This is a genomic window from Paenibacillus sp. MZ04-78.2, from assembly GCF_024213375.1.
Lineage (GTDB): Bacteria > Bacillota > Bacilli > Paenibacillales > NBRC-103111 > Paenibacillus_G.
In genome coordinates this window covers 1-21105 of record NZ_JANAVJ010000058.1, presented here as the reverse complement: position 1 = coordinate 21105, position 21105 = coordinate 1, and the positions used below count along the sequence as shown (strand labels likewise).

The following is a 21105-nucleotide window of genomic DNA, read 5'->3' as shown; positions in this document are numbered from 1 at the left end:
GGTGGAATTGATTTTATCGAAAGAGCGTCCTTTTTTCAATTTTCGGCTTCCTGATTCTGGTTAATCAACAGGCGTGATATAATTACATGTCAATTGCCGCATGTCACTCGTCCATACATTTTCCCTGTACTCGAATATCCTGAGATTGAGAGTTACCAGGAAGGCTAAAAACGGTACTCAATCACATTCAGAGGAGTGTTGACGAATGAGTTTTGCAGGAGGTTTCGGCGGCTTTACTTCCACTGGTGTTATTCTGGTTCTTTTCATTCTGCTCGTTATCGTTGCTTGCAGTATCTGTTTTATTTAAGCAAACCAATGCTGAAGAGCCGCCAACAGGCGGCTCCTTCCATACCCAGTCTAGTTGAAGCGTTTTTCAATTTTTTTACTGCTGACTCCTCCTTTAAGTGATTCCTTTACATAATGCCTAAGATGAAATTCATACCAGAATTGATCAAATGAAATTGTCTTCCTATGAGGGATTTATCCAAAGGAAACACGGTAATTGCCCAATGAGGAGAAATTAAAAAAATCCCATCAGCCGCCAGTGGGAAGTAGGTCTCTCTCTGTCTTGCCTGTTGCCGGGATGGTCGCGGATATCTGCATATTGCAACGACACAGCGAGCCGCGACCGAGTTAAAATTAGAGTGTCCCGGCCAGCAAATTGACTGGTAGGGACTCTTTTTTTATATGGTGTTTAGCCCCCGACTCCATGATCGTCAAGGGTAATCAGTTTTGGTACGGGTGGATTTTGCGGCACAACAGGTGGCTGTTGTGGTACTAGGTTGGAGCCTAACAAAACTAACCCCATCACTAGAGAAAAGATCATCTTTTTCATAATTCGATCTCTCCTTCAAAAATGTTATGGAAATCCATCTTCTGTTGATCTGTTGCATGGTCGATATGCTTCCAGAACAATGAGACGCTTTTTTCGAAGCCAGAATAATACTTGATGTTTCGGGCAAATTGCAAAGCGTACAAAAGTTCGTCAATCCCGTCTTTCCTGCGGTTTCTCTTGAAGCTAATTTTTGATTTTTCAAACCAAAAATAAAATAATTGGGTTCCTTGAATGTGTGTAATATTGGAGCCGATACTAGGGAGTTTAATCGCTAACTTCTCTAGGATTCCATCAACAGAAAAATTGAATTTACACGCTGCTTTAGCAATATGCATTGCTCCAGAGATGTATTCATTTGGATGCTTTTCGATAAAAGTCAGATACTCCGTGATAACAGTTTCATTTCCGGTGTTCAGTTCAAGGGCATACATATTCCCTTTACCCCAAGCTTGAAACTTCTCAACCTCCTTTTGACCAGTCTCGTCTAGAAAATGAAACCATCCAAGATCGGAATACTTTAAAACGTACTCCTTCGCTTCCTCGTACTGCTCCTGTTTCGCCAAGGCTACACCTTTCAAAAGATAGCCCTGACCCAAATATACCACTAAATGCCGTTCCATTCTAAGATAATTGTACGGTTTACCATTTGTTAACTGTTCCTCGTAAATCTTACTTGCTAAATCCCGCATCTCGTCAGCATACCGCTCGACTTTTTTCCAACCCTCAAAGGTGTAGTAAACATTCGCCATTTGTAAAAGAGCGTCGAGTCGGACATCCTTCGGCAGTTGTTTGTAATGGGTTTCAAAACGAAACACAGCTTCCCTATTTTCCTCTACGCCGATCCCGATGAGCGATTGAAATAACCGGAACTGACTCATGATGTACTGCGGATCGTAGCCGTCTCTATTATCGACAACCTGACGGTAAAGGGGAATGGCCTCTTTTTTCTTTCCCTGCTCAAATAGGCTTTCTGCCAGCGCAAATTGTTCGGAGCTAGTGAGTATATCACTTGTAAAGCATTCCCGCAGATACACTTCATACAACCAGCCCCGAGGACGTCCAAGCAGGGATGATATCTTGTCAAGTGTATCTACGGTGACAGAGCGCGGATTGTCCAATTGCTCGATGTGGATGCCTGTACGCTCGCTAAATTGTAAAGGAGTATAACCATGGAGTTGTGTTTCAATCTCAACAACAGTTCTCATGCTTTGAACAATCGATACCATTTCCAATCTCCTCCAGTTCAATATACTCATAATATTACACTGGTCAAACGAAAATGTAAATAAAATACTTTTATAGGTCTACTATGAAATTCCTCGGGACTTTTATATAGGGGGGATGCGAACAAAAATAGGACTTAACACATTATGGGTTTTTGTGGTAATTTGTGAATGAGCAATCCAGTCGGCCGACCGTTGTTCAAATTTATTTTTGAAAGAGAGGTTTTTAAATGAATTTATCAATTGGTTTAAGCAAAAAAATTACTGTTTTGTTGCTCGCTGTATGCATGATTCTGGGCATGTTCTCTTCTGTGACATCTGCTGCCCCAAGCGATTCCTTAACGGTTTCTGGGTATGTGGAATATTTGACGGAGAAACAAAAGACTGATCCCGGCGCAACTGAGGTCTTGGAAAAATTCAAAAATCTTTCTGCCAACGATCAAGAAAAATTTTTGAAAGTTCTTCAATCCCCTGAGATTGGAAAAACGATGGAGCTTAAAAATCAGACAGTGTTGTATTGAGGGCGTGCCAGTAGAAACGAAAGCTACTTTTGTTTCTGACCTGCCTCATACGTTGAGTGCTCAATGGGATTCAACCGTATTTGGCGTTAGCATTACATCTTTTTACTTAACACTTAATTATAGGTATGATATCACCAACGGACGTGTCACCAAAGTTGTAGACGCTAATGGAGCACACAGAAATTACAACCCCGGAGTACTGATCAGCGAGAATGGAGGGGCGGCCAAGGAAATATCCGGCACCGATGCATACACCAGGCAGAACTGGACGGCAAAAATGCTTATCTCCGCAGGCTTCATTGAATATACTATCATCGGCTATTTAAAAGGGGATGGTAAATCTGGCCATGCGAAACTTGAAGGGAATACTCCAGCTTTAAATAACATTAACAATGGGGTTTGGCAACAAATCTGGCGTAATGAAACCATCCCTGCCTTACACTAATTGGGAGGTGCTCTTAAATAGAATATTTTCAGCTTTACTGGATTTCGCTTGCGCTTGTAAATACGGGTCTAGCTCAAAGTAAGAACTTTAATGGATTGTTCTGGTTTTTTATTTCTCTTGCTATTGGTCCCCTTGCTACCTTGGCATTAGTGATTAATTTTAAGAGAAAACGCTAGAAACAAGGGGTCACTATCACGCATCTTGCGTGATGTGACCCTTGTCTTTAGATTATGTTGTCGGTTAACCTGACACCTTCGTTCGCAAGCCAGCGGGGGAAGGAAAATTTTCCTTGGCTACGTGAGTGGTTGCCCCGACGCCTTTCACAGCTCATTCGCCAGCCAATGGATATAATCCGCCTGTTTTTGATGCGCTGCAACGGATGGGTATATATAATTACATGTCAATTGCCGCATGTCACGCGTCCATACATTTGCTCTGTACTCGAATATCCTAAGATTGAGAGTTACCGGGAAAGCTAAAAACGGTACTCAATCCCATTTAGAGGAGTGTTGGTCATGAGCGGTGCTGGAATTGGCGGTGCAGGGTTTACTTCCACTGGTGTTATTCTGGTTCTTTTCATTCTGCTTGTTATCGTCGCTTGCAGTGTCTGTTTTATTTAAGCAAATCAATGTAGAAGGGCCGCAGACAGGCGGCCCCTTCTATACTTGGCCTAGTTGAACCATTCTTCAGTTCTTTTACTGCTGACTCCTCCCTTTTAGTGATTCCGTTACATAGTGCCTTAGATCCCTTGCCGACAAGGTAAATTTTGAAAATAAGGTAGATGATGTTCGGGTTGTTGCTTTTCCAACAAATTCAACAAGAAGGAATTATTGCAAACTCCGTGTTTATCATGCTCTTGATTGCTGCGTTTGTTTTGAGAATGATATTTGAGGAAAAGAAAAAAAACAAGCTAAAATTTGCTTTCCCCCGTCAGCTATGCCGACGGGGGTTTTGATTATTGCGCTAGTTGCCTGGACGCCAAGCTCCGTCACCAGCTTGATTCCCCCTCTGCTTACAATTTGTACGAAAGTACAAGGGATAGGAGACGTTTCAATGGTCCCGCCAGTTTAATATAATGTAATACCTTACATCGGTGTTTCTCTGCCAGAATGAAGGGACTGGGACGGACGAGTCTGCAAAGGAGGATAAATCATGAACATTATCATCATGGCCGGCGGACAAGGAACAAGATTTTGGCCGCGAAGCACGAAGTCCAAACCGAAACAGTTTCTTGCCTTGACCTCTGAGGAGACTATGCTGCAGCAAACGTATCGCAGATTTCTCCAATATGTGCCAAGCACGTCCATTTATGTCTTAACGACCAAGCAATACAGCGACATGGTTCGCGAACAACTTCCCGAACTGAAGGGCGAACATATCCTATTGGAACCCGAACCGAAAGATACCGCTCCTTGTATCGCCTTATCGGCGTTGCATTTTTTGCAAAAAGGCGAGGATGACGTACTGGTCACAACCCCGTCCGACCAATATATTCCGGAAGGAGACAGCCTGTGGGAGGCGCTGAAGCAAGCGGAGAGCATCGCCCTTTCGGGCTGCTCCATCGTCACCTTGGGCATTGTGCCGACTCGTCCGGAAACCGGCTATGGCTATATCCTGACGGAAGAACCGACGGAAGAAGGGCGCGCGCTTGCGGCGAAAGCTTTTATCGAGAAGCCTCCCTCGGAACGGGCCGAGCAATTGATAGGACAAAAAAATGTGTTCTGGAACAGCGGGATTTTCATTTGGAAGCCTTCGACCATCGCCTACTTCATGAGCCGCAACCAACAGGAGATGTGGTCGCTCCTCGAAGGATGCGGCGGGCAGTGGGATAACGTGTACTCGCGCTTGCCCAAATTATCCGTCGATTACGCCATCCTGGAGAAAGCTTCATCGATCTATACGATCCCCGTTCATTTCAAATGGGACGATATTGGCTCCTGGACCTCGTTAGAACGCGTGCAACAACCCGATGAACAAGGAAATATCTTGATGGGGGACGCTTCCACTCTCTTTACGCACAACAGCATCGTCTACACGGAAAACCTCAAAACCGTCGTTATCGGAGTGAAGGATTTAATCATCGTCTCCACCCCCGACGGGTTGCTCGTATGCGATAAAGCCTACGAGCAGCACATCCGGGACGCGCAGAAGTTCATGTAACACGAAAGTTAAAGGCAATAACGCTTCCTCCGCTTTGGGCGGAATGGAGGCGTCTTTTTATTTTAGGTATTATTGGCTTGAATAATTTTCAATCCTGCAGGTTAAATTATGTTTCATGACTAAATCGAAAGATGGTGAAATCCATTACTATTTCAGTCTCGCCTCAGCTATATCACTGGTTCGTTCGTCCGAAATGGTTTACCAAAAAATATATTCACGACCACGTCCAATCCTATTTTCGATTTGAAGGCCGATCCGTACTGGATTTCGGCTCGGGCACCGGGGCGAATTGTTCCATGTTCCATCCGTCATATTACGTTGGGATGGACCCGGATGCCGGGAGAATTAAGTATGCTCAGCGATTGTATCCCCATCATCAATTTAAGACGTTGGAAAATAACAACATTCCGTTTCCGCATGAATCGGTAGATTACATACTGATTATCGCCGTGCTGCATCATATTTCTTCGGAGGAAATCTCAAGATATATGAAGGAATTTCAACGTATTCTAAAACCTAACGGAACGATTATCGTGATGGAGCCATGTTTGTGCAAGAGTAAACCTTTGTGCAGCAGGTTTATGAAATGGTACGACAAAGGGGAATATATTCGTGATGAGGTACAATACATGCGATTGTTTCAAGATCACGATTATGATTGTACCGTTCTAAAACGATTCCGAAAATGCTTCTTATATCACGAGTTATTTTTTTCGGCCAAGCCCAAATTGCAAAATTAAAACCTCACCCGAATAGGCGAGGTCAGAAAGCACTTCTAAAACTCATTGTTTTTTATACGCCATAATCCGGCGGTACATGGTTCTATCTTTTAGCTTAAGAAAATGGGACATGGACGGATACAGATTGGCTTCAATGATCCACGGATGGCCTTTCAGATCAAATCCCACATCTAACCCATATATCCGATGGTGTGGAAATAGATTACTTAATCTCCTGGCCGCTCTTAAAGAAATTCGCTTCATCTTCCACCGCAATCTTGTAGAAGAAAGATGATGGATTGTCGATTTTCGAATGGCCGTCTTCACGGGAAGCAACCTTCCTTTGCTTCTCTCATTATTCGAGACGACATAGCCTCTGCCTGCAACTTTGGCGATCTTCGCCGTTAATTCCCATTTCCTGGAGGTTTTTTTCCGCTGTAGGATGACCCGCATATCAAAAGGGCAGCCGCCTATGGTCGGACGATCAATTCTGCGTTGAATCATATAACGGGTGTACCCGATTTTTTTTTGTAAAAATTTATAAGTGTTTTCCTTCCCCCGTATCTTCATGTTGACATTCTCATAGTGCAAAGCATACGTATGGCCGCCCATCGAAGATACTTGAATGATACCGCGCCCCCGGCTGCCTCTTACCGGTTTCAGGATGACGTGTCGATATTTGGAAATCATCTTCCAAAGAGCCGATTCCGACATCAGTTTCGTTCTCGGCACGTAGCGCGTCAACCGTTTGTAATTTTTCAAGAACCGATATTTCAGCCACTTATCTTTTGTCGCTGACATCACCCGTCTCCTCCTCCCGTTTTACAAAACCGATGCTTGTGAGATAATACTCAAGCCGTTCCAGGAACGTTTCGATATCGGTATAAGCAATATCCCCCATTGTCGCGATTCTGAAGGTATTCAACCGATCGAGTTTACCCGGGTAAATGGTGATCCCTTCGCTGTAAAAATAATCGTGCATCTCTTGAAAATGAAAGGCGGCGCAATCCGGTTCGAGGATGGAAGTGACGATTTTGCCGTGATATGGTTCGGGGACGAGGTAAGTTAACCCTAACCGGGTAATGCCGTTAATTAGCGTGGTCCACGAGTTCACATACCTTGCGTATCGTTCCTTCACGCCTTCCTGCTTTAATTCCTCAATCGCTTGTTTAAGGGCATACAAGGTCTGCACAGGCGGTGTAAACCGCATTTGCCGAAATTCCGAAAAGTAGTTATATTGGGCGTAAAGATTCAAATAATAATTTCTCAGCTTCCTGTGCTTCAAGCTCTCCAATTTGTTTTTTTCCGCTACGATAAAGGAAACGCCCGCCATGCCTTGAAGATTTTTATTGGAGCTTGCGGCCAAATAACGGATATGCATTTCCTCCATACGAATCGGAACAGCCGCAAAAGAACTCATGGCATCCACGAGCATGTCGATTCGATACCGGCTGCATAATTCGCCAATCGCTTTAATATCGTTCAGCAGACCAGTTGTCGTCTCATGATGCACGACGGCGAGATGCGAAATCGTGCGCTCCGAGGCTTGAATGAATTTTTCCAGAGCATCCAAATCGATCGCGTCATCGGAAGGGCTTTTAAATTCCAGATAATGCAGCCCGTATGCTTCCGCAATCTCGCATATCCGTTTCCCATACGCGCCGTTATTGATGACGACGATGGTATCTTGTTCCCCGAGGACCGAGCTGATCATCGATTCAACCGCCGCCGTGCCGGAGCCGCCGAACAATACCGTCGCATACTGATCCGGATCGGCAACCAAGCGGGTGAGCTCTGCGGAAATATCGGCCATCAAAGCGCCGAATTCCGGTTCACGGGGACAAATATCCGGTACCACCTGCGAGAGCTTCACGCTATCGCTTGTTGTCGCCGGTCCGGGGTTAAGCAAAATCATTCTCTTCACAGTCCGCATCAACATTCCCTCTTCCCTGCTGCCAAAGGATGCCTATTTCAAAAACCGCTGCAGTCGTTCTTTTACTTCGTAAGGTTTGATATGAGGACGTCCAAGCTGCCCCTTGGATTTTTTAGCTATTTTCATATATAGAAAAGTCAAGCCCTTCGTTTGTTTCCATTCGCTCAAGGAAGCCTCTAATTCTTCTAAATGATGAATATATAGCGACTTCGTGTAGCCGCAAGAAGCGGCAATGGCGACGAAATCGCTGTTATGGGATACCGTGCTTTGTCCTCCTGTCGAATCGTGCGCGTTATTATCAAGCAGAATATGAATCATATTGGGCGGATGGTAATAACCGTTTGTAGCCAAGCTTCCCATTCGCATAAGCAAGGAACCATCTCCATCGATCACGACAATATCCCTGTTGCTTTGGGTCAAGGCCATCCCAAGTCCAAAAGAACCGATGCAGCCCATGGAGCCTACCATATACAGGTTGTGGTCGGCATCTTCGATTTCATATAATTCCCGCCCGGTTTTTCCGGTTGTGGCAAGCTGTACGGTTTGGCTGTCCTTCAAAGCATTGATGACGGTTAAAGCTTCATACCGCGTCGGCATTTGAAGCTCCGCATGACGGTGCGTTGTGAGTTGATTCACATGGATCGACGATTGTTGTTTTTGTAGCCTCTCTTCCTCGAACGTCCCTTTTCGAACGACAAAGAAAAATGAACGGTCGTTCGCGATATGCTCGTCAGCCTGTAACAACTGACGCTTGGCCTCCTCCAAATCGTTAGACAAATACTGCCACTCCACTTGCATCAAATCCAGCAGCCCGGTTGTGATTCTGCCCATCAGCTCATGCTGAGGCTCATCGGGAATACCCGCTTCCCCGCGGAGACTGACAAATCCAAGCAGCGGAATCCGGAACGGATAGGTAAGCGAGGTCAAGGGGGATACGGCGTTGGTCAGACCCGAATTTTGCATGAGAACAACCGACTTCTTGCCCCCCACATAAGCGCCGGATGCAATGGCCACCGCATCTCCCTCATTCGCTGCTGCAACGTATTCGCATTCGTTGATGGCATAGTTAATTAAATTTTTCAAAAAAGAGCACGGAACGCCGCTGAACAACTGAAATCCTAAATTTTTTATTTCCTTTCCAAATAATTTCGTGTTGATCATGAGCGTTCATCCGAGTCTTTGTCCGTCGAAGGAAGATATTTTTGCTCCGCCGACTGAAGCTCCTCGGCTCTTTGAAGCCTGAATACTTCCTCCAGCGTAGCGACACCGTGTTCTACATGGGCAAGGCTCTTTTCCTGAAAAATTTGGCCGGATATTTTTTTCATCGCTTCAATCGATGCCCGCAAATTATGGTTTGCCCAGATGACGAGGCTGATTCCGAGCTCCTGGAACCGGACGGTCGGCGTAGTATAATATTTCGTAGGCACGATCACAACCGGCAATCTTCCGCCCCATTCCTTCATAAACGATTCGATTTCCGCGATGTCCGACCGCTTGCTGTGAATGAGAACAGCATCGGCACCTGCCTGCCGGTATGCATCCGCTCGCCGTAATGCCTCTTCCAGCCCCCATCCTGTAATGAACGCTTCCACTCTTGCTACGACGACAAAATCTTCGTCCGATTGCGTATCTTTCATGGCTTTAATTTTGCCGCAAAATTCATCCGTATCGGCAAGCGGTTGAGCTGTGGCATGAATGAACGAGTTGGTTTTCGGAAAGAGCTTATCTTCGATACAAACCCCTGCAATTTGGCGCTGTTCCAATTTTTTCACCAATCTTCGGGCATTGTTGAAGTTCCCGTAGCCGGTATCCCCGTCTAGCAAGATTGGAACAGACGTCGCGTCGCTCATAAATTCCAAAACATCCAGCACCTGCGTCCACGAAGCTTCATTATTGTCCCTTACTCCCATGGCTGCGGAGATGGATAATCCGCTAGCCCAAATCCCTTTGAACCCGGCCTCTTCGGCAATGGCAGCCGACAGCCCGCTATGGGCTTCCATGATGAACTCCAAATTGGACGAGTTGAGCATTTGTTTTAGTTGTTCTGTCTTTTTCATGGGCTGTTTTCCTTTCTAATTCATAAATACCGTCTTCGAATCAAGCGCTTGTTTTTCATAATTCGATACAGCGGGGTCTTGTTGGAAAGTTGCGTGAACAACATATGGCCGGGCCTCGAATTGGCTTCGATAATCCATATACGGCCGTTTTTCTCAATCCCAAGATCAACTCCCAGTTCACGAATCGAATGCCGTTTGTTGATGGTTCTAGCCATGAGATGGGATATCTTTTTTATTTTTTTTAGCGTGCTTTTTACTTTTTTTCTTTTCGCAAAAAGCCCCGACAGCACTCGCTTAAGCTTCACGCCATGTCCGCCTTTGTGATAATTGGTAACGAAGCGATGCGGAGCGGCCACACGGGCAGCCATGCCGGAAATGCCCCATTTCTTCTTCGGTTTCTGCATGTAGATCCTGGTGTCAAAAATCGAGCCCTTGTATTTCGCCAAACGAAGTCCTCTCTGCACAAGATATTGCCCGGATGGTCGCAAATAAGAATGAATCGCCTTATACAAAGAGGCGGAACCGACGTATGTGCGTTTAAGACCGCACCGGACCTCGTAGCTGTTTCGGACCCTCTTGACTCTGACGATGCCGTTCCCCCCGCTGCCATGGTTGGGTTTGATGAAGATCGTCGAATACGATCTCAGCATCCGCAAAGCCCTCGCAGGTGTAAACCAGTGCGTTTCAGGCAGATGGCGCCGCAAAACGGAATGTCGCAGCATTTCCCTATGTTTTTTCATTTTTCCAATTCCCACGGGCATCCTCTTCTCGTCTTCATATTTTCTTAACATTGTATGATCCATATAAATTCCAAACACGGTGTAAACCTATAGTTCAACATTTTTTTGCCAAGCATGTTTGAAATAAAAAAAACCGATGATTCCTAAATAACTAGGAATATCGGTTAACTTGGTTCATTGCCTGTCGTCATTATGAATTCGATCCATCGTGGGCTCTTAAATATTGTTCAAACATATCAAGAATGACTAGAAAATGCTCGGCTTCCCTAAATACATGATCAGCTAACAGCGGATGAATAATGCTTTTGATACGACAGTCGTTTATTAAATCACGGGCTGTTTTCTTAAAGTCGCGCAAAGACTTGACGGATACTTTATTCTGATCGACAAATTGGCTCAGCAACGGAACCGTCTGGGATTGGGGGCGCATGGAGCTTAAATCTACGGCTTGAAAGACAAGCTGGTCAAAATCATGGCTGAAGTCCCGCGCTTGCTCCACCAGCTTTCGTTCGGACGGATCAAGCAAATGACCGATAAATTTGGCGTGGTCGGCCATGATTTTTAAGAAAAATACGTTTTCGTCGATAATGGCATCAGGAAGCGGTTCCAGTTGTCCGGCATTCAGCTCAGCCAATCGATTCCTAAAATAGTTTGCTTCGCGGCTGATATGATCAACTAATAGCGGGAAGTTATTTGCTCCGGGCAATTGGCAGTTCAAGATCAAACCCAATACTTTCCTTTTAAAAGCCCAAATATGGCTAACCGCCGTATACACTTCCATATTAAAATGGCCAATCGTCTGCGGATCTGTATTCGCTTCATAAGCGTGCGATCTTCGTTCAATTTCTTCAAATACGGCGTAAAATTGATTAGCCTCGTATATCAACTGAGTATCTTCACATCTGAACCCCAGCCTGAGAAACAAGGAATGTTCCTTCATAATACGGGACCAAAACCTTATTTCTTCTAACGAACGGGCAACGAACAGATCCGACATAGGCATTCCCCCCGGCATTTAAATGCTTCTATAATGTCTATGCCATCAGCTCGTTTTTATGATCAAGGACAACAGCCAATTTTTTCGCCTTCTGAGATAAGCGTCTATGTGCTTCCGTCGATGAGGGCATATCATTTAACTATGGTAAAAAATATGCCAAACATGGTGCAGAAAGGGGCAACCGCTTGATGAAAGGAGTCATTCTTGCTGGAGGATCAGGTACCCGGCTAAAGCCGATGACCCGGTTTCTTAATAAGCATCTCTTGCCTGTCGGTCCTTACCCGATGATTCATTATGCGATTTCCAAAATGGCCGAGGCGGGAATCTGCGATATTTTGCTCGTTACAGGTAAGCATTCCGGCGGATTGTTTATGGACTATATCGGGAGCGGCCGGGAGTGGAACGTCCGTATGTCGTTTAAGGTGCAGGAAGAGCCGGGAGGCATCGCTCAGGCTCTTGCCTTGGCGGAGGACTTCGTGAACGCCGGGGAAAAATTCGTCGTGCTTCTCGGCGACAACCTGTTCGAAGACTCGCTAGCAGCAGAATTCGCCCGTTTCCGGGAACAGCCGGAGCAAGCCCGCGTGTTCTTAAAAGAAGTTGAAGATCCCCGCAGGTACGGAGTGCCGGTCATGGACGGCTCGCGCATTGTGCAGATTGAGGAGAAGCCGGAATTGCCACAATCGTCCTACTGTGTGACCGGCATTTATATGTATGACGCCGGGGTGTTTGACATCATCCGAACGATCCGGCCTTCCGCGAGAGGCGAAATGGAAATTACCGAAGTGAACAATCATTATGCGGCCCGCGGCATGCTCTCCTACGGCATTCTGAGCGGATGGTGGATTGATGCGGGAACCCACCTTTCGTTCAGGGAGGCCGCCGAGCGAATGGCAGGGGAGGCTACGCCATGAGGCGGCTCCTTGTAACCGGCGGGATGGGGTTCATCGGCAGCAATTTCGTGCGTTATTGGCGGGAGCGCCATCCCGAGGATATTGTCGTCAATCTTGATCTGCTGACCTACGCGGGCAACTTGCGCAACCTGGCCGAGCTGGAAGAGGGGCCGCACTATCGTTTCGTTTGCGGCGATATTGCCGATACGGACTTGATCGCCAAGGTGATGGCGGAAGCGCAGATCGATACGGTCGTGCATTTTGCCGCCGAATCCCACGTGGACCGCAGCATTGAGGACCCGCAAAGCTTCGTTAGAACGAATGTTCTTGGCACGCAAGTGCTGCTGGAAGCGGCACGGCGGCACGGCGGCACCCGGTTTATTCAAATTTCCACCGACGAGGTGTATGGTACGCTTGGGCCGGAGGGGCTCTTTACGGAGACGACGCCGCTTGCTCCCAACAGTCCTTACTCGGCAAGCAAGGCAGGGGCGGATCTGCTGGCCCGCGCGTACTTCGAAACGTACGGCTTCCCCGTCATCGTCACCCGCTGCTCGAATAACTACGGACCGTTCCAGTTTCCAGAGAAGCTGATCCCGACCCTCATCACCCGGGCTCTCCGGGATGAGCCGCTTCCCATCTACGGCGACGGCCTGAACGTGCGCGATTGGCTGCATGTATACGACCACTGTTCTGCGGTCGAGAGGGTGATTGAGGCGGGGGTTCCGGGGGAGATCTATAACATCGGGGGCAGCAACGAAAAGACGAACCTGGAGCTCGTTCACCGCATTTTGCAGGAGCTGGGCAAGCCGACCTCGCTGATCCGCTTTGTCCCCGACCGGTTGGGACATGACCGGCGTTATGCGATCGATTCGAGCAAAATCCGCTCGCAGCTCGGGTGGAATCCGGCCTACCGGTTTGAAGACGGCATTGTACAAACCGTGCAATGGTACGTGAGCCACGCGGAATGGTGGCACAGCGAAGGAGGACGTTGAACCCTATGCTGATCAGCACGATCGTCAGCGGAGCCGATCTGCCCAAGGCGGTCTTAATGGCCCAGTCGGTCAAACAACATATGCAAAATGCCGTCGTCGTCGTCTGTCTGGCGGAGGAGGCTCCTCCCCAGATCGATGCCATCCCGTACGTAGACGTGCTTATTCTTGCCAAGCATCTCGGGGCTCCCTATTTTTACCAGCACCTCTTCAAATTCACTCCTATGCAATGCGCATCGGCGCTCAAAGGGCAATTGTTCCGCTATCTGCTCAGCTCCTTTCCGAATGAAAGTCACTTTATCTACGTGGACACCAACATGTATATTACAGGCCCGTTCAGCGAGCTTTCCGCCTTGCTCCAAACGAGCCATATTATTCTATGCCCGCATTTGCTCGAACCTGTCGGATGCGATGCAGCCTCCGAAATCGGCGCCTTGCGGGACGGAACGTTTCACGGAGGGCTTGTCGCTGTCAAACGGTCGGATGAGGGGGAACGGTTCGTAAGCTGGTGGGTCGACGTGATCGCAAGCCATTACGAGGACCCGCTGCAATGCGTCTTTATGGACCAGAAATGGCTCAATTTTGTCCCGGCTTGCTTTGATGCAGCCGTCATGAGACATCCCGGATATAACGTCGGCTTCTGGAACCTCCATGAGAGCAAGAGGAGGATCGTCCGGGCTCCCCATGGGTACGAGGTCGGCGGACTGCCCTTGAGATGCATCAATTTATTCAACCTGATGGGGCTGCTCGATCAAAACTTGAACGCCTTTATCCCAGATCGCAGTAATTCTTTCTACAAATTAAGGCACATGTATACGACAGGGCTTGCGGCGATGAGCGGAATCATTCCAGCCCAGACGTCATGGAGCTATGACTTTTATCAGAGCGGAGAGCGCATTTCCGATGCTGCGAGGGCAACGTACAAAGCGATGCCGATGGAGAAGCAACGCGATTTGAACCCGTTTACCGTTTCAAACCAATTTTACGTATAATCCCTATTCGTAGAAACAGAAGGAGTGTACGGCTATGATTGTATGTACGGTAACCTGCGCAGACAACCTGCATGAAGCCGCCGTTATGGCCAAGTACGTCAAGGAGCATATGAGCGGGACCAAGGTTATCGTTTGCCTCGCGGAAAAGAAGACGCACCCGTCCGCCTCTACAATCCGGTATTTCGACCAGATCGTGCTGGCAGCGAATTTGGGCATCCCGAATTTTGACCAATATTTGTTCAAATATGTTTTGTTTGAAGGCGTCACCTCGCTGAAACCGCATCTGTTGAACTATTTGATGAGCTATTATCCGAACGAGCGGCAATTTGTGTATCTGGACTCGGATATGAAACTGTTCCGCTCGCCCCGGGAGCTGATAGACGCGATGGACTCCAACCGGATCGTACTGGTGCCGCAGCAGCTTGAAGCGGATAGCCTGTGGGATGTGCATCTGTTTAACGGATCGATCAATTCCGGCATGGTCGGGGTAACAAGATCCGAGGAAGCCATGAGGTTTGTCGAATGGTGGGCGGAAAGAACATACCACTATTGCTATTTCAACCACCAATTTTTCGCCGACCAAAAGTGGCTCGATCTGGCGCCGTCCTTTTTCGACGTGCATCTATTTAAGCATCCCGGCTACAATGTGGCGTTCTGGAACATGCACGAACAAGCGAGGAAGGGGCTTCATCTGGACGCCGGTCAGCTCTGGCTGACCGACAAGCCGCTCTGCATATTCCACTACTCGCATTACGAAAACTTCCTTCCGTCGAGTCTGCACAAATGGGTGGCCGACCGGGAAAGCTCAAAAATTTTAATGGAAACGTACATTCAGGATTTGGCCGAAACAGGCATTCAGGATATTAGCCGGACCCCCTGGAGCTACGACTTCTACGATAACGGGGAACGCATTACGCCCGAGAGCCGGGCGAAATTTAAAAGCAACCCTTATTTGCAGGAGATGATGACGAATCCATTCGCCGCTTCCAATAAAGTGTTCAGATGATCTGGTGAAAAAGGGGTACGAAACGGGGGGAGGTTATGCAAATTATCGTCACGGGGGCTACCGGCTTTATCGGCAGCTACCTGTGTCATTATTTGAAAGCCCGGGGGCATTCGGTGATCCCGTTTTCCCGGTCGTTGACCGAAGCGTTCGTTAAGGAACTTCAGCCGGACCGTTATATCGAATGCGATGTCACGTCGGAAAAGCTGAGGCATTTGAGAGTATCGGCGGACATGATCATCCATCTCGCGTCCGCCAACGAAGTCATCTCGCGCAGCTTCCGGTCCGGTATCGAGATTTCCGTCGTCGGGACCAAACAGCTGCTGGACTTTGCCGTGCGCAGCGGGATCGGGCGGTTTATGTTTTTCTCGACGCTGCAGGTATACGGCACTGAACCGGAGGGGATGATCGCCGAAACGACGCCGGTTCGCCCCCAAAACGATTATGCGCTGAACCATCTGTTTGCCGAGCAATATGTCGCCATGTATGCGCAAAAAGGGTTGCTGCGAGGCGCCATAATCCGGCCCAGCAACGTGTATGGCCGCTTCCATTCGCCGACGGTCAACCGCTGGACGATGGTTCCGGCCTGCTTTTGCAAAGAGGCGCTGGATTCCGGGACGATCACGATCCGCTCTTCCGGCAAGCAGTTCCGCAGCTTCGTCAGTTTAGAAAACGTAGCCAGGGCTTGCGAAGCCATCATCAGCCGATTTCCGGATGGAAACGAGATTTATCTTGTCGGGTCAAATCAGACGTTCTCCATTCTGGATATAGCCCGCAAGGTGCAGCGCATCTACTGGGAGCTCTTCTCGGAAGAAACGGAGCTGATCGTCGCCGGAGACGAGCCGCAAAGGCCGAACCGATTCTCGGTATCGACCTCCAAGCTGACGCACCTCGGCTACCGCCCGGATGAAAGCTGCACCTTGGAAGAAACCATTCGCTGGCTGTTCAGATATTTGCTTCTATTATCGTACAAAGGAGTGTGTGGAAGAGATGGAGGTTCGCAGCCGCACGAAAAAAAAGAGTTCCCGGATAAAGCGTGGACTTAAGCGGAAAACCGGCATAAGATCGGGCGGACGAGCGAGAAGGCCGAAACAACGCACGCCCGTCCTGCGAAGAAAAGGCTGGCTGCGCCGAAAAAGAAGACCGAGAAGAAAGCGGCCTATGCCGCCTGTTCTTGCTCCGACCGTGGCGGTAACGAAAGATCCGCCCCCCCCTGCCGCCCTTGTCTATAGGGGCGGACGCTCCATGATCGTATGTACCGTCACCTCGGCAAGCAATCTGCATCGGGCGAAAGTCATGGCTCGCTCGATCAAGGAGCATGAACCGCAGGCCAAAGTGGTTGTTTGTCTGGTCGAGAAAAATGTTCATCCGCTGGCCCATTTCCCGTATTTTGACGAAGTCGTGCTGGCCAAGGATCTCGGCGTACCGAATTTTCCGAAGATGATATTCAAATATACGGCTAGCGAAGGAACGACCGCTATGAAGCCGTATCTGCTTCAATACGCCATGCGGCGCTATGCGGACGAACGCGTTTTCCTTTATCTGGATACGGATATGAGGGTGTACCATCCGTTAGACGAATTGTTTGAGACGCTGGAGAAGCATTCCATTCTGATCACGCCGCATGCGTTGGATCAGAGAGGGCATAATGACGACTATTTGCTGGCCGGCACTTATAACTCGGGGATTTTGGCGTTCGCCCGATCGGAGGAAACCGAACGCTTCCTTGCCTGGTGGGGCGACCGGCTGTACGATTACTGTTACTACGACCACAAATATTTTGCGGACCAAACATGGCTCGATTTTGCCCCGGTCTATTTCAACGCGCATATTTGGCGGCATCCCGGCTACAACATGGCTGCCTGGAACCTGATAGAACGCAATTTTACCCATATCAAAAACGGATATCACTACGTAAATAACCGGCCGCTTTGCCTATTCCATTATTCCGGATTATGGGGGCATCTGCAGAAAACCATCAAGGAATGCTATCCGGCTTCTTCGAATCCGATGTATGGTTTGCTTGCCGCTTACGAGCAGGAGCTGAAGGAGATGGGCAGAAGCAAATCAAAGGATATTTTATGGAGTTACGATTTCTTCTCCAGCAATGAATTTATCGAACAGGCGACCAAACAAAAATATAAGGATGACCCGGGTAAATACCAGGGCATGGCCAATCCGTTCGAAGCGTCAAACAGCCATTTTTAAACGAAAAGAGGGACGCCTGACGTGCCTGACATACAAAGGCTCACGTCATTGACGGTGATAAGTGCACCGACAAATGACGTGAGCCTTTGGCATTCCGCTCGTTCAATTTCCTCGAAAAAGCAGTTCTGCAATGACCGCTTCTCATTGGGGGGGATCACCGCCTGAACGCCGATATTCTTCGATTTGCCGGAAGGAGATTTCCTCGATATCCTGGCCTTCCTTGAAAGCGCGCATCCATTCCGTAATTTTCCCGATCGCCGTCTGCAAATTCCAGCGCGGATGCCAGCCGAGCTCAAGCTTTGCTTTGGAGCAGTCCAGCTTCAGGTAATGGGCCTCATGCAGACTGTCCGCTTTGTGGAACACATAAGAGGCGTCTTCTCCCCAGTCGCTGCACATTTGCCGGACGATCCATTCGACCGGTTTCGCGTCATCGTCGTCAGGGCCGAAGTTCCAGCCTTGGGCATACTTCGCCCCGTTTTCCGTGAGCCGCTCGGCAAGCAGTAAGTATCCGCTGAGCGGCTCAAGCACGTGCTGCCAAGGGCGGATCGCCTGGGGATGGCGGATGACGACCGGATCGCCGCTCATCAGCGCGCGAAAGCAGTCGGGGACAAGCCGGTCCGCCGCCCAGTCGCCGCCCCCGATGACGTTGCCGGCCCGGGCGGTAGCCACGCCAACGCCGTGCTGCGCATAATCGGCAGGGTGGAAGAAGGAGCTGCGGTAAGCCGCCGTGACAAGTTCAGAGCAGGCCTTGCTGCTCGAATAGGGATCATAACCGCCGAGCGGCTCATACTCCCGATAGCCCCAGGGCCATTCCTTGTTTTCGTAGCATTTGTCTGTGGTCACGTTAACGACCGCCCTAACGGCTCCGCCCTGCTGCTTCGCCTGCCGAACCGCGTCCAGCAAATACACGGTACCGAGCACGTTCGTTTCGTACGTCTTCACCGGCATCCGGTACGAGTCGCGGACAAGAGGTTGCGCCGCCATGTGGATGACGATGTGCGGATCGGCTTGACGCAGTGCTTCGAGCAGACGGCTGCAGTCCCGGATATCGCCGATGATCGAGTTCACGTACCGGGAGATGCCGGCTTCCTCGAACAAGCTCGGGCGGGTCGGCGGCTTCAGCGCGTAGCCGGTGATTTCGGCGCCGAGCAGGTGAAGCCACATGCAAAGCCAGCCGCCTTTAAAGCCGGTATGGCCGGTGACGAAAACGCGTTTCTTTTCCCAAAAAGGGGGCGATGCAGTCGGTTTAGCGGTTATTTTTTCCACGGCGCATTCCCCGTTTTCCACAGTTGCTCCAGATCGTTCTTATCCCGCAGCGTATCCATCGGGTGCCAGAACCCGTCGAATTTATAAGCGACGAGCTCGCGGTCCTTGGCCAAGCCTTCCAGCGGCTCCTCTTCGAGGACGGTATGATCGCCTTCGATACATTCGAGCACCCCCGGTTCCATCACGAAAAATCCGCTGTTAATCCAGCTGCTTTCCCCCTTTGGCTTCTCCTGAAACCTTTCGACGACGTTGCGGTCGTTGATTCGCAGTACGCCGAACCGGCCTGAAGGCTGGGTGGCCGTTACGGTAGCCAGCTTGCCGTGCGACTTATGAAACTCGACCAGTTTGTTGATGTCGATCGAAGCAAGACCGTCGCCATAGGTCAGCATAAACGTCTCGTTTTGGATATAATCGGCCACCCGCTTGACTCTGCCGCCGGTAAGTGTATCCAATCCGGTATCCACAAGCGTCACTTTCCATGGCTCGGCGACGCTGCGATGAATGATTGCTTCATTTCCCTCCCTGAAATCAAACGTGACATGAGATTGGTTCATAAGGTAATGCGAAAAGTATTCAATGACGACTTCCTTTTTGTACCCGAGACAAATGATAAAATCATTGAATCCGTAGTGGGAGTAAATTTTCATAATATGCCACAACATGGGCTTTTCCCCGATTTCAATCATTGGCTTAGGTTTGGAATGGGACTCTTCGCTTATTCTCGTGCCGAATCCGCCAGCCAAGATGACAACCTTCATACGGTCTTCTTCCTTTCCTTAATATAGTAGTCATCGCCTTATAAGTAATCTATGTGCGTGTACCATGTATTGCTTGTTGAACAAACCTATCTTTGCGAAGATATGCGTTTGTCTTCCGGTTAAACGTCTATAGGGTTGAGGGCGCAGGTTCATGTATCCCTCGCTGTTTTACAGTTTCCGAGCTATAGAATAAAAAAGAGGCTGTCGAGAGAAGTCCTCGACAGCCAGTTCATATTGGCGAAACTTATCTGTTGTAAATGAAGGTCATTGGCCCGGATGCGTCAGTTTTGCCTTAAAGCGGCCCTTGTTCGCCTTGCGGTCCTTGAGCGCCTGTCACACCTTGCGGTCCTTGAACGCCAGTTGCTCCTTGTGGCCCTTGAGCGCCTGTTGCTCCAGTTGCGCCTGTTGCTCCAGTTGCGCCAGTTACACCTTGTGGCCCTTGAGCGCCTGTGGCACCAGTTGATCCTTGCGGCCCTTGGTCACCCTGAGGTCCTTGAGCGCCTGCTGCACCTTGCGGTCCTTGGTCGCCTTGCGGTCCTTGAACACCTGTTGCTCCTTGCGGCCCTTGGTCGCCTTGCGGTCCTTGAGCACCAGTCGTACCTTGCGGCCCTTGGTCTCCTTGCGGCCCTTGAGCGCCAGTTACACCTTGCGGCCCTTGGTCGCCTTGCGGCCCTTGGTCACCCTGCGGTCCTTGAGCACCAGTTACACCTTGCGGCCCTTGGTCACCTTGCGGCCCTTGAGCGCCAGTTACACCTTGCGGCCCTTGGTCGCCTTGCGGTCCTTGAGCGCCTGTTGCTCCTTGCGGCCCTTGGTCACCTTGCGCTCCTTGAGCGCCTGTTGCACCTTGTGGCCCTTGATCGCCTTGCGGTCCTTGGTCGCCCGTTGCTCCTTGCGGCCCTTGATCGCCTTGCGGTCCTTGAGCGCCTGTTGCTCCTTGCGGCCCTTGGTCGCCTTGCGGTCCTTGAGCGCCTGTCACACCTTGCGGCCCTTGGTCACCCTGAGGTCCTTGATCACCAGTTGCACCTTGCGGTCCTTGATCGCCTTGCGGTCCTTGAGCGCCAGTCACACCTTGCGGCCCTTGGTCGCCTTGCGGTCCTTGAGCGCCAGTCGTACCTTGCGGCCCTTGGTCGCCTTGCGGTCCTTGGTCGCCTGTTGCACCTTGTGGCCCTTGGTCGCCTTGCGGTCCTTGAGCGCCAGTCGTACCTTGCGGCCCTTGGTCGCCTTGCGATCCTTGAGCGCCAGTCGCACCTTGTGGCCCTTGGTCGCCTTGCGGTCCTTGAGCGCCTGTTGCTCCTTGCGGCCCTTGGTCACCCTGAGGTCCTTGAGCACCAGTTACACCTTGCGGCCCTTGGTCGCCTTGCGGTCCTTG

At 49.6% G+C, this 21105-nt stretch carries 22 protein-coding genes and 1 pseudogene; 12 read left to right on the top strand and 11 right to left on the bottom strand.

Annotated features, from left to right (window positions below):
- Positions 1-205: 205 nt before the first annotated feature.
- The gene (locus NLX71_RS24365) at positions 206-307 is read left to right on the top strand and encodes a YjcZ family sporulation protein (RefSeq protein WP_254366382.1); all 102 of its coding nucleotides are present in this window, start codon (positions 206-208) and stop codon (positions 305-307) included.
- A 387-nt stretch (positions 308-694) separates the two neighbouring features.
- On the opposite strand, the gene NLX71_RS24360 is transcribed toward NLX71_RS24365, so the two are convergent.
- On the bottom strand, positions 695-835 hold the full coding sequence (locus tag NLX71_RS24360; RefSeq protein ID WP_254366381.1) for a hypothetical protein: 141 nt from the start codon (positions 833-835) through the stop codon (positions 695-697).
- The gene (locus NLX71_RS24355; protein ID WP_254366380.1) at positions 832-2061 is read right to left on the bottom strand and encodes a DNA-binding protein; all 1230 of its coding nucleotides are present in this window, start codon (positions 2059-2061) and stop codon (positions 832-834) included. The genes NLX71_RS24360 and NLX71_RS24355 overlap by 4 nt, the downstream gene beginning before the upstream one ends.
- Positions 2062-2288: 227 nt before the next feature.
- Here NLX71_RS24355 and NLX71_RS24350 point away from each other — a divergent pair, with 227 nt between their 5' ends.
- The 5 genes from NLX71_RS24350 (at position 2289) to NLX71_RS24330 (ending at position 5924) form a co-directional block, all read left to right on the top strand.
- Positions 2289-2579: a hypothetical protein gene (locus NLX71_RS24350; RefSeq protein WP_254366379.1), complete on the top strand. Its 291-nt coding sequence runs from the start codon at positions 2289-2291 to the stop codon at positions 2577-2579.
- A gap of 4 nt (positions 2580-2583) precedes the next feature.
- Positions 2584-3024, top strand: coding sequence for a hypothetical protein (locus NLX71_RS24345; protein ID WP_254366378.1), 441 nt, complete (start codon positions 2584-2586; stop codon positions 3022-3024).
- Between the two features lie 515 nt (positions 3025-3539).
- The gene (locus NLX71_RS24340; RefSeq protein WP_254366377.1) at positions 3540-3644 is read left to right on the top strand and encodes a YjcZ family sporulation protein; all 105 of its coding nucleotides are present in this window, start codon (positions 3540-3542) and stop codon (positions 3642-3644) included.
- Between the two features lie 532 nt (positions 3645-4176).
- The gene (locus tag NLX71_RS24335) at positions 4177-5184 is read left to right on the top strand and encodes a mannose-1-phosphate guanylyltransferase (RefSeq protein ID WP_254366376.1); all 1008 of its coding nucleotides are present in this window, start codon (positions 4177-4179) and stop codon (positions 5182-5184) included.
- Positions 5185-5315: 131 nt separating this feature from the next.
- Entirely contained in the window at positions 5316-5924 is a 609-nt protein-coding gene (locus tag NLX71_RS24330) for a class I SAM-dependent methyltransferase (protein ID WP_254366375.1), read from the top strand.
- Positions 5925-5966: 42 nt separating this feature from the next.
- Here the strand turns inward: NLX71_RS24330 and NLX71_RS24325 are convergent, their stop codons facing one another.
- From NLX71_RS24325 to NLX71_RS24300, 6 genes are all read right to left on the bottom strand, one after another.
- Complete coding sequence (locus NLX71_RS24325) at positions 5967-6704, bottom strand: YheC/YheD family protein (protein ID WP_254366374.1); 738 nt, start codon at positions 6702-6704, stop codon at positions 5967-5969.
- Positions 6685-7836 carry a 2-aminoethylphosphonate aminotransferase gene (locus tag NLX71_RS24320; RefSeq protein ID WP_254366373.1) on the bottom strand — a complete coding sequence of 384 codons (1152 nt, stop codon included), beginning with the start codon at positions 7834-7836 and terminating at the stop codon, positions 6685-6687. Before NLX71_RS24320 ends, NLX71_RS24325 begins: the two co-directional genes overlap by 20 nt.
- A 33-nt stretch (positions 7837-7869) precedes the next feature.
- Positions 7870-8997, bottom strand: coding sequence for a phosphonopyruvate decarboxylase (gene aepY, locus NLX71_RS24315; RefSeq protein ID WP_254366372.1), 1128 nt, complete (start codon positions 8995-8997; stop codon positions 7870-7872).
- The gene (aepX, locus tag NLX71_RS24310) at positions 8994-9893 is read right to left on the bottom strand and encodes a phosphoenolpyruvate mutase (protein ID WP_254366371.1); all 900 of its coding nucleotides are present in this window, start codon (positions 9891-9893) and stop codon (positions 8994-8996) included. Before aepX ends, aepY begins: the two co-directional genes overlap by 4 nt.
- Before the next feature lie 20 nt (positions 9894-9913).
- Complete coding sequence (locus tag NLX71_RS24305; RefSeq protein WP_375377957.1) at positions 9914-10648, bottom strand: YheC/YheD family protein; 735 nt, start codon at positions 10646-10648, stop codon at positions 9914-9916.
- 175 nt (positions 10649-10823) lie between these two features.
- A complete protein-coding gene (locus tag NLX71_RS24300; RefSeq protein WP_254366370.1) occupies positions 10824-11630 on the bottom strand; it encodes a DUF2935 domain-containing protein in 807 nt (268 codons plus the stop codon).
- A 188-nt stretch (positions 11631-11818) separates the two neighbouring features.
- Between NLX71_RS24300 and NLX71_RS24295 the strand changes: the two genes are divergently transcribed.
- The 6 genes from NLX71_RS24295 to NLX71_RS24270 all read left to right on the top strand — a co-directional run bounded on the left by NLX71_RS24295 (position 11819) and on the right by NLX71_RS24270 (position 17712).
- On the top strand, positions 11819-12541 hold the full coding sequence (locus tag NLX71_RS24295) for a sugar phosphate nucleotidyltransferase (RefSeq protein WP_254366369.1): 723 nt from the start codon (positions 11819-11821) through the stop codon (positions 12539-12541).
- The gene (rfbB, locus tag NLX71_RS24290) at positions 12538-13512 is read left to right on the top strand and encodes a dTDP-glucose 4,6-dehydratase (RefSeq protein WP_254366368.1); all 975 of its coding nucleotides are present in this window, start codon (positions 12538-12540) and stop codon (positions 13510-13512) included. Before NLX71_RS24295 ends, rfbB begins: the two co-directional genes overlap by 4 nt.
- A gap of 5 nt (positions 13513-13517) precedes the next feature.
- Positions 13518-14501, top strand: coding sequence for a hypothetical protein (locus NLX71_RS24285; RefSeq protein WP_254366367.1), 984 nt, complete (start codon positions 13518-13520; stop codon positions 14499-14501).
- 34 nt (positions 14502-14535) lie between these two features.
- Positions 14536-15507 carry a putative nucleotide-diphospho-sugar transferase gene (locus NLX71_RS24280; protein ID WP_254366366.1) on the top strand — a complete coding sequence of 324 codons (972 nt, stop codon included), beginning with the start codon at positions 14536-14538 and terminating at the stop codon, positions 15505-15507.
- Positions 15508-15542: 35 nt separating this feature from the next.
- On the top strand, positions 15543-16550 hold the full coding sequence (locus tag NLX71_RS24275) for an NAD-dependent epimerase/dehydratase family protein (RefSeq protein ID WP_254366365.1): 1008 nt from the start codon (positions 15543-15545) through the stop codon (positions 16548-16550).
- Between the two features lie 199 nt (positions 16551-16749).
- Positions 16750-17712: a hypothetical protein gene (locus NLX71_RS24270; protein ID WP_254366364.1), complete on the top strand. Its 963-nt coding sequence runs from the start codon at positions 16750-16752 to the stop codon at positions 17710-17712.
- Between the two features lie 141 nt (positions 17713-17853).
- Here the strand turns inward: NLX71_RS24270 and rfbG are convergent, their stop codons facing one another.
- The 3 genes and pseudogenes from rfbG to NLX71_RS24255 form a co-directional block, all read right to left on the bottom strand.
- Entirely contained in the window at positions 17854-18978 is a 1125-nt protein-coding gene (gene rfbG / locus NLX71_RS24265; RefSeq protein ID WP_254366363.1) for a CDP-glucose 4,6-dehydratase, read from the bottom strand.
- Entirely contained in the window at positions 18966-19736 is a 771-nt protein-coding gene (rfbF, locus tag NLX71_RS24260) for a glucose-1-phosphate cytidylyltransferase (protein ID WP_254366362.1), read from the bottom strand. Before rfbF ends, rfbG begins: the two co-directional genes overlap by 13 nt.
- A 292-nt stretch (positions 19737-20028) precedes the next feature.
- Positions 20029-21105, bottom strand: a pseudogene (locus NLX71_RS24255) (Gly-Xaa-Xaa repeat protein); the annotation flags it as partial.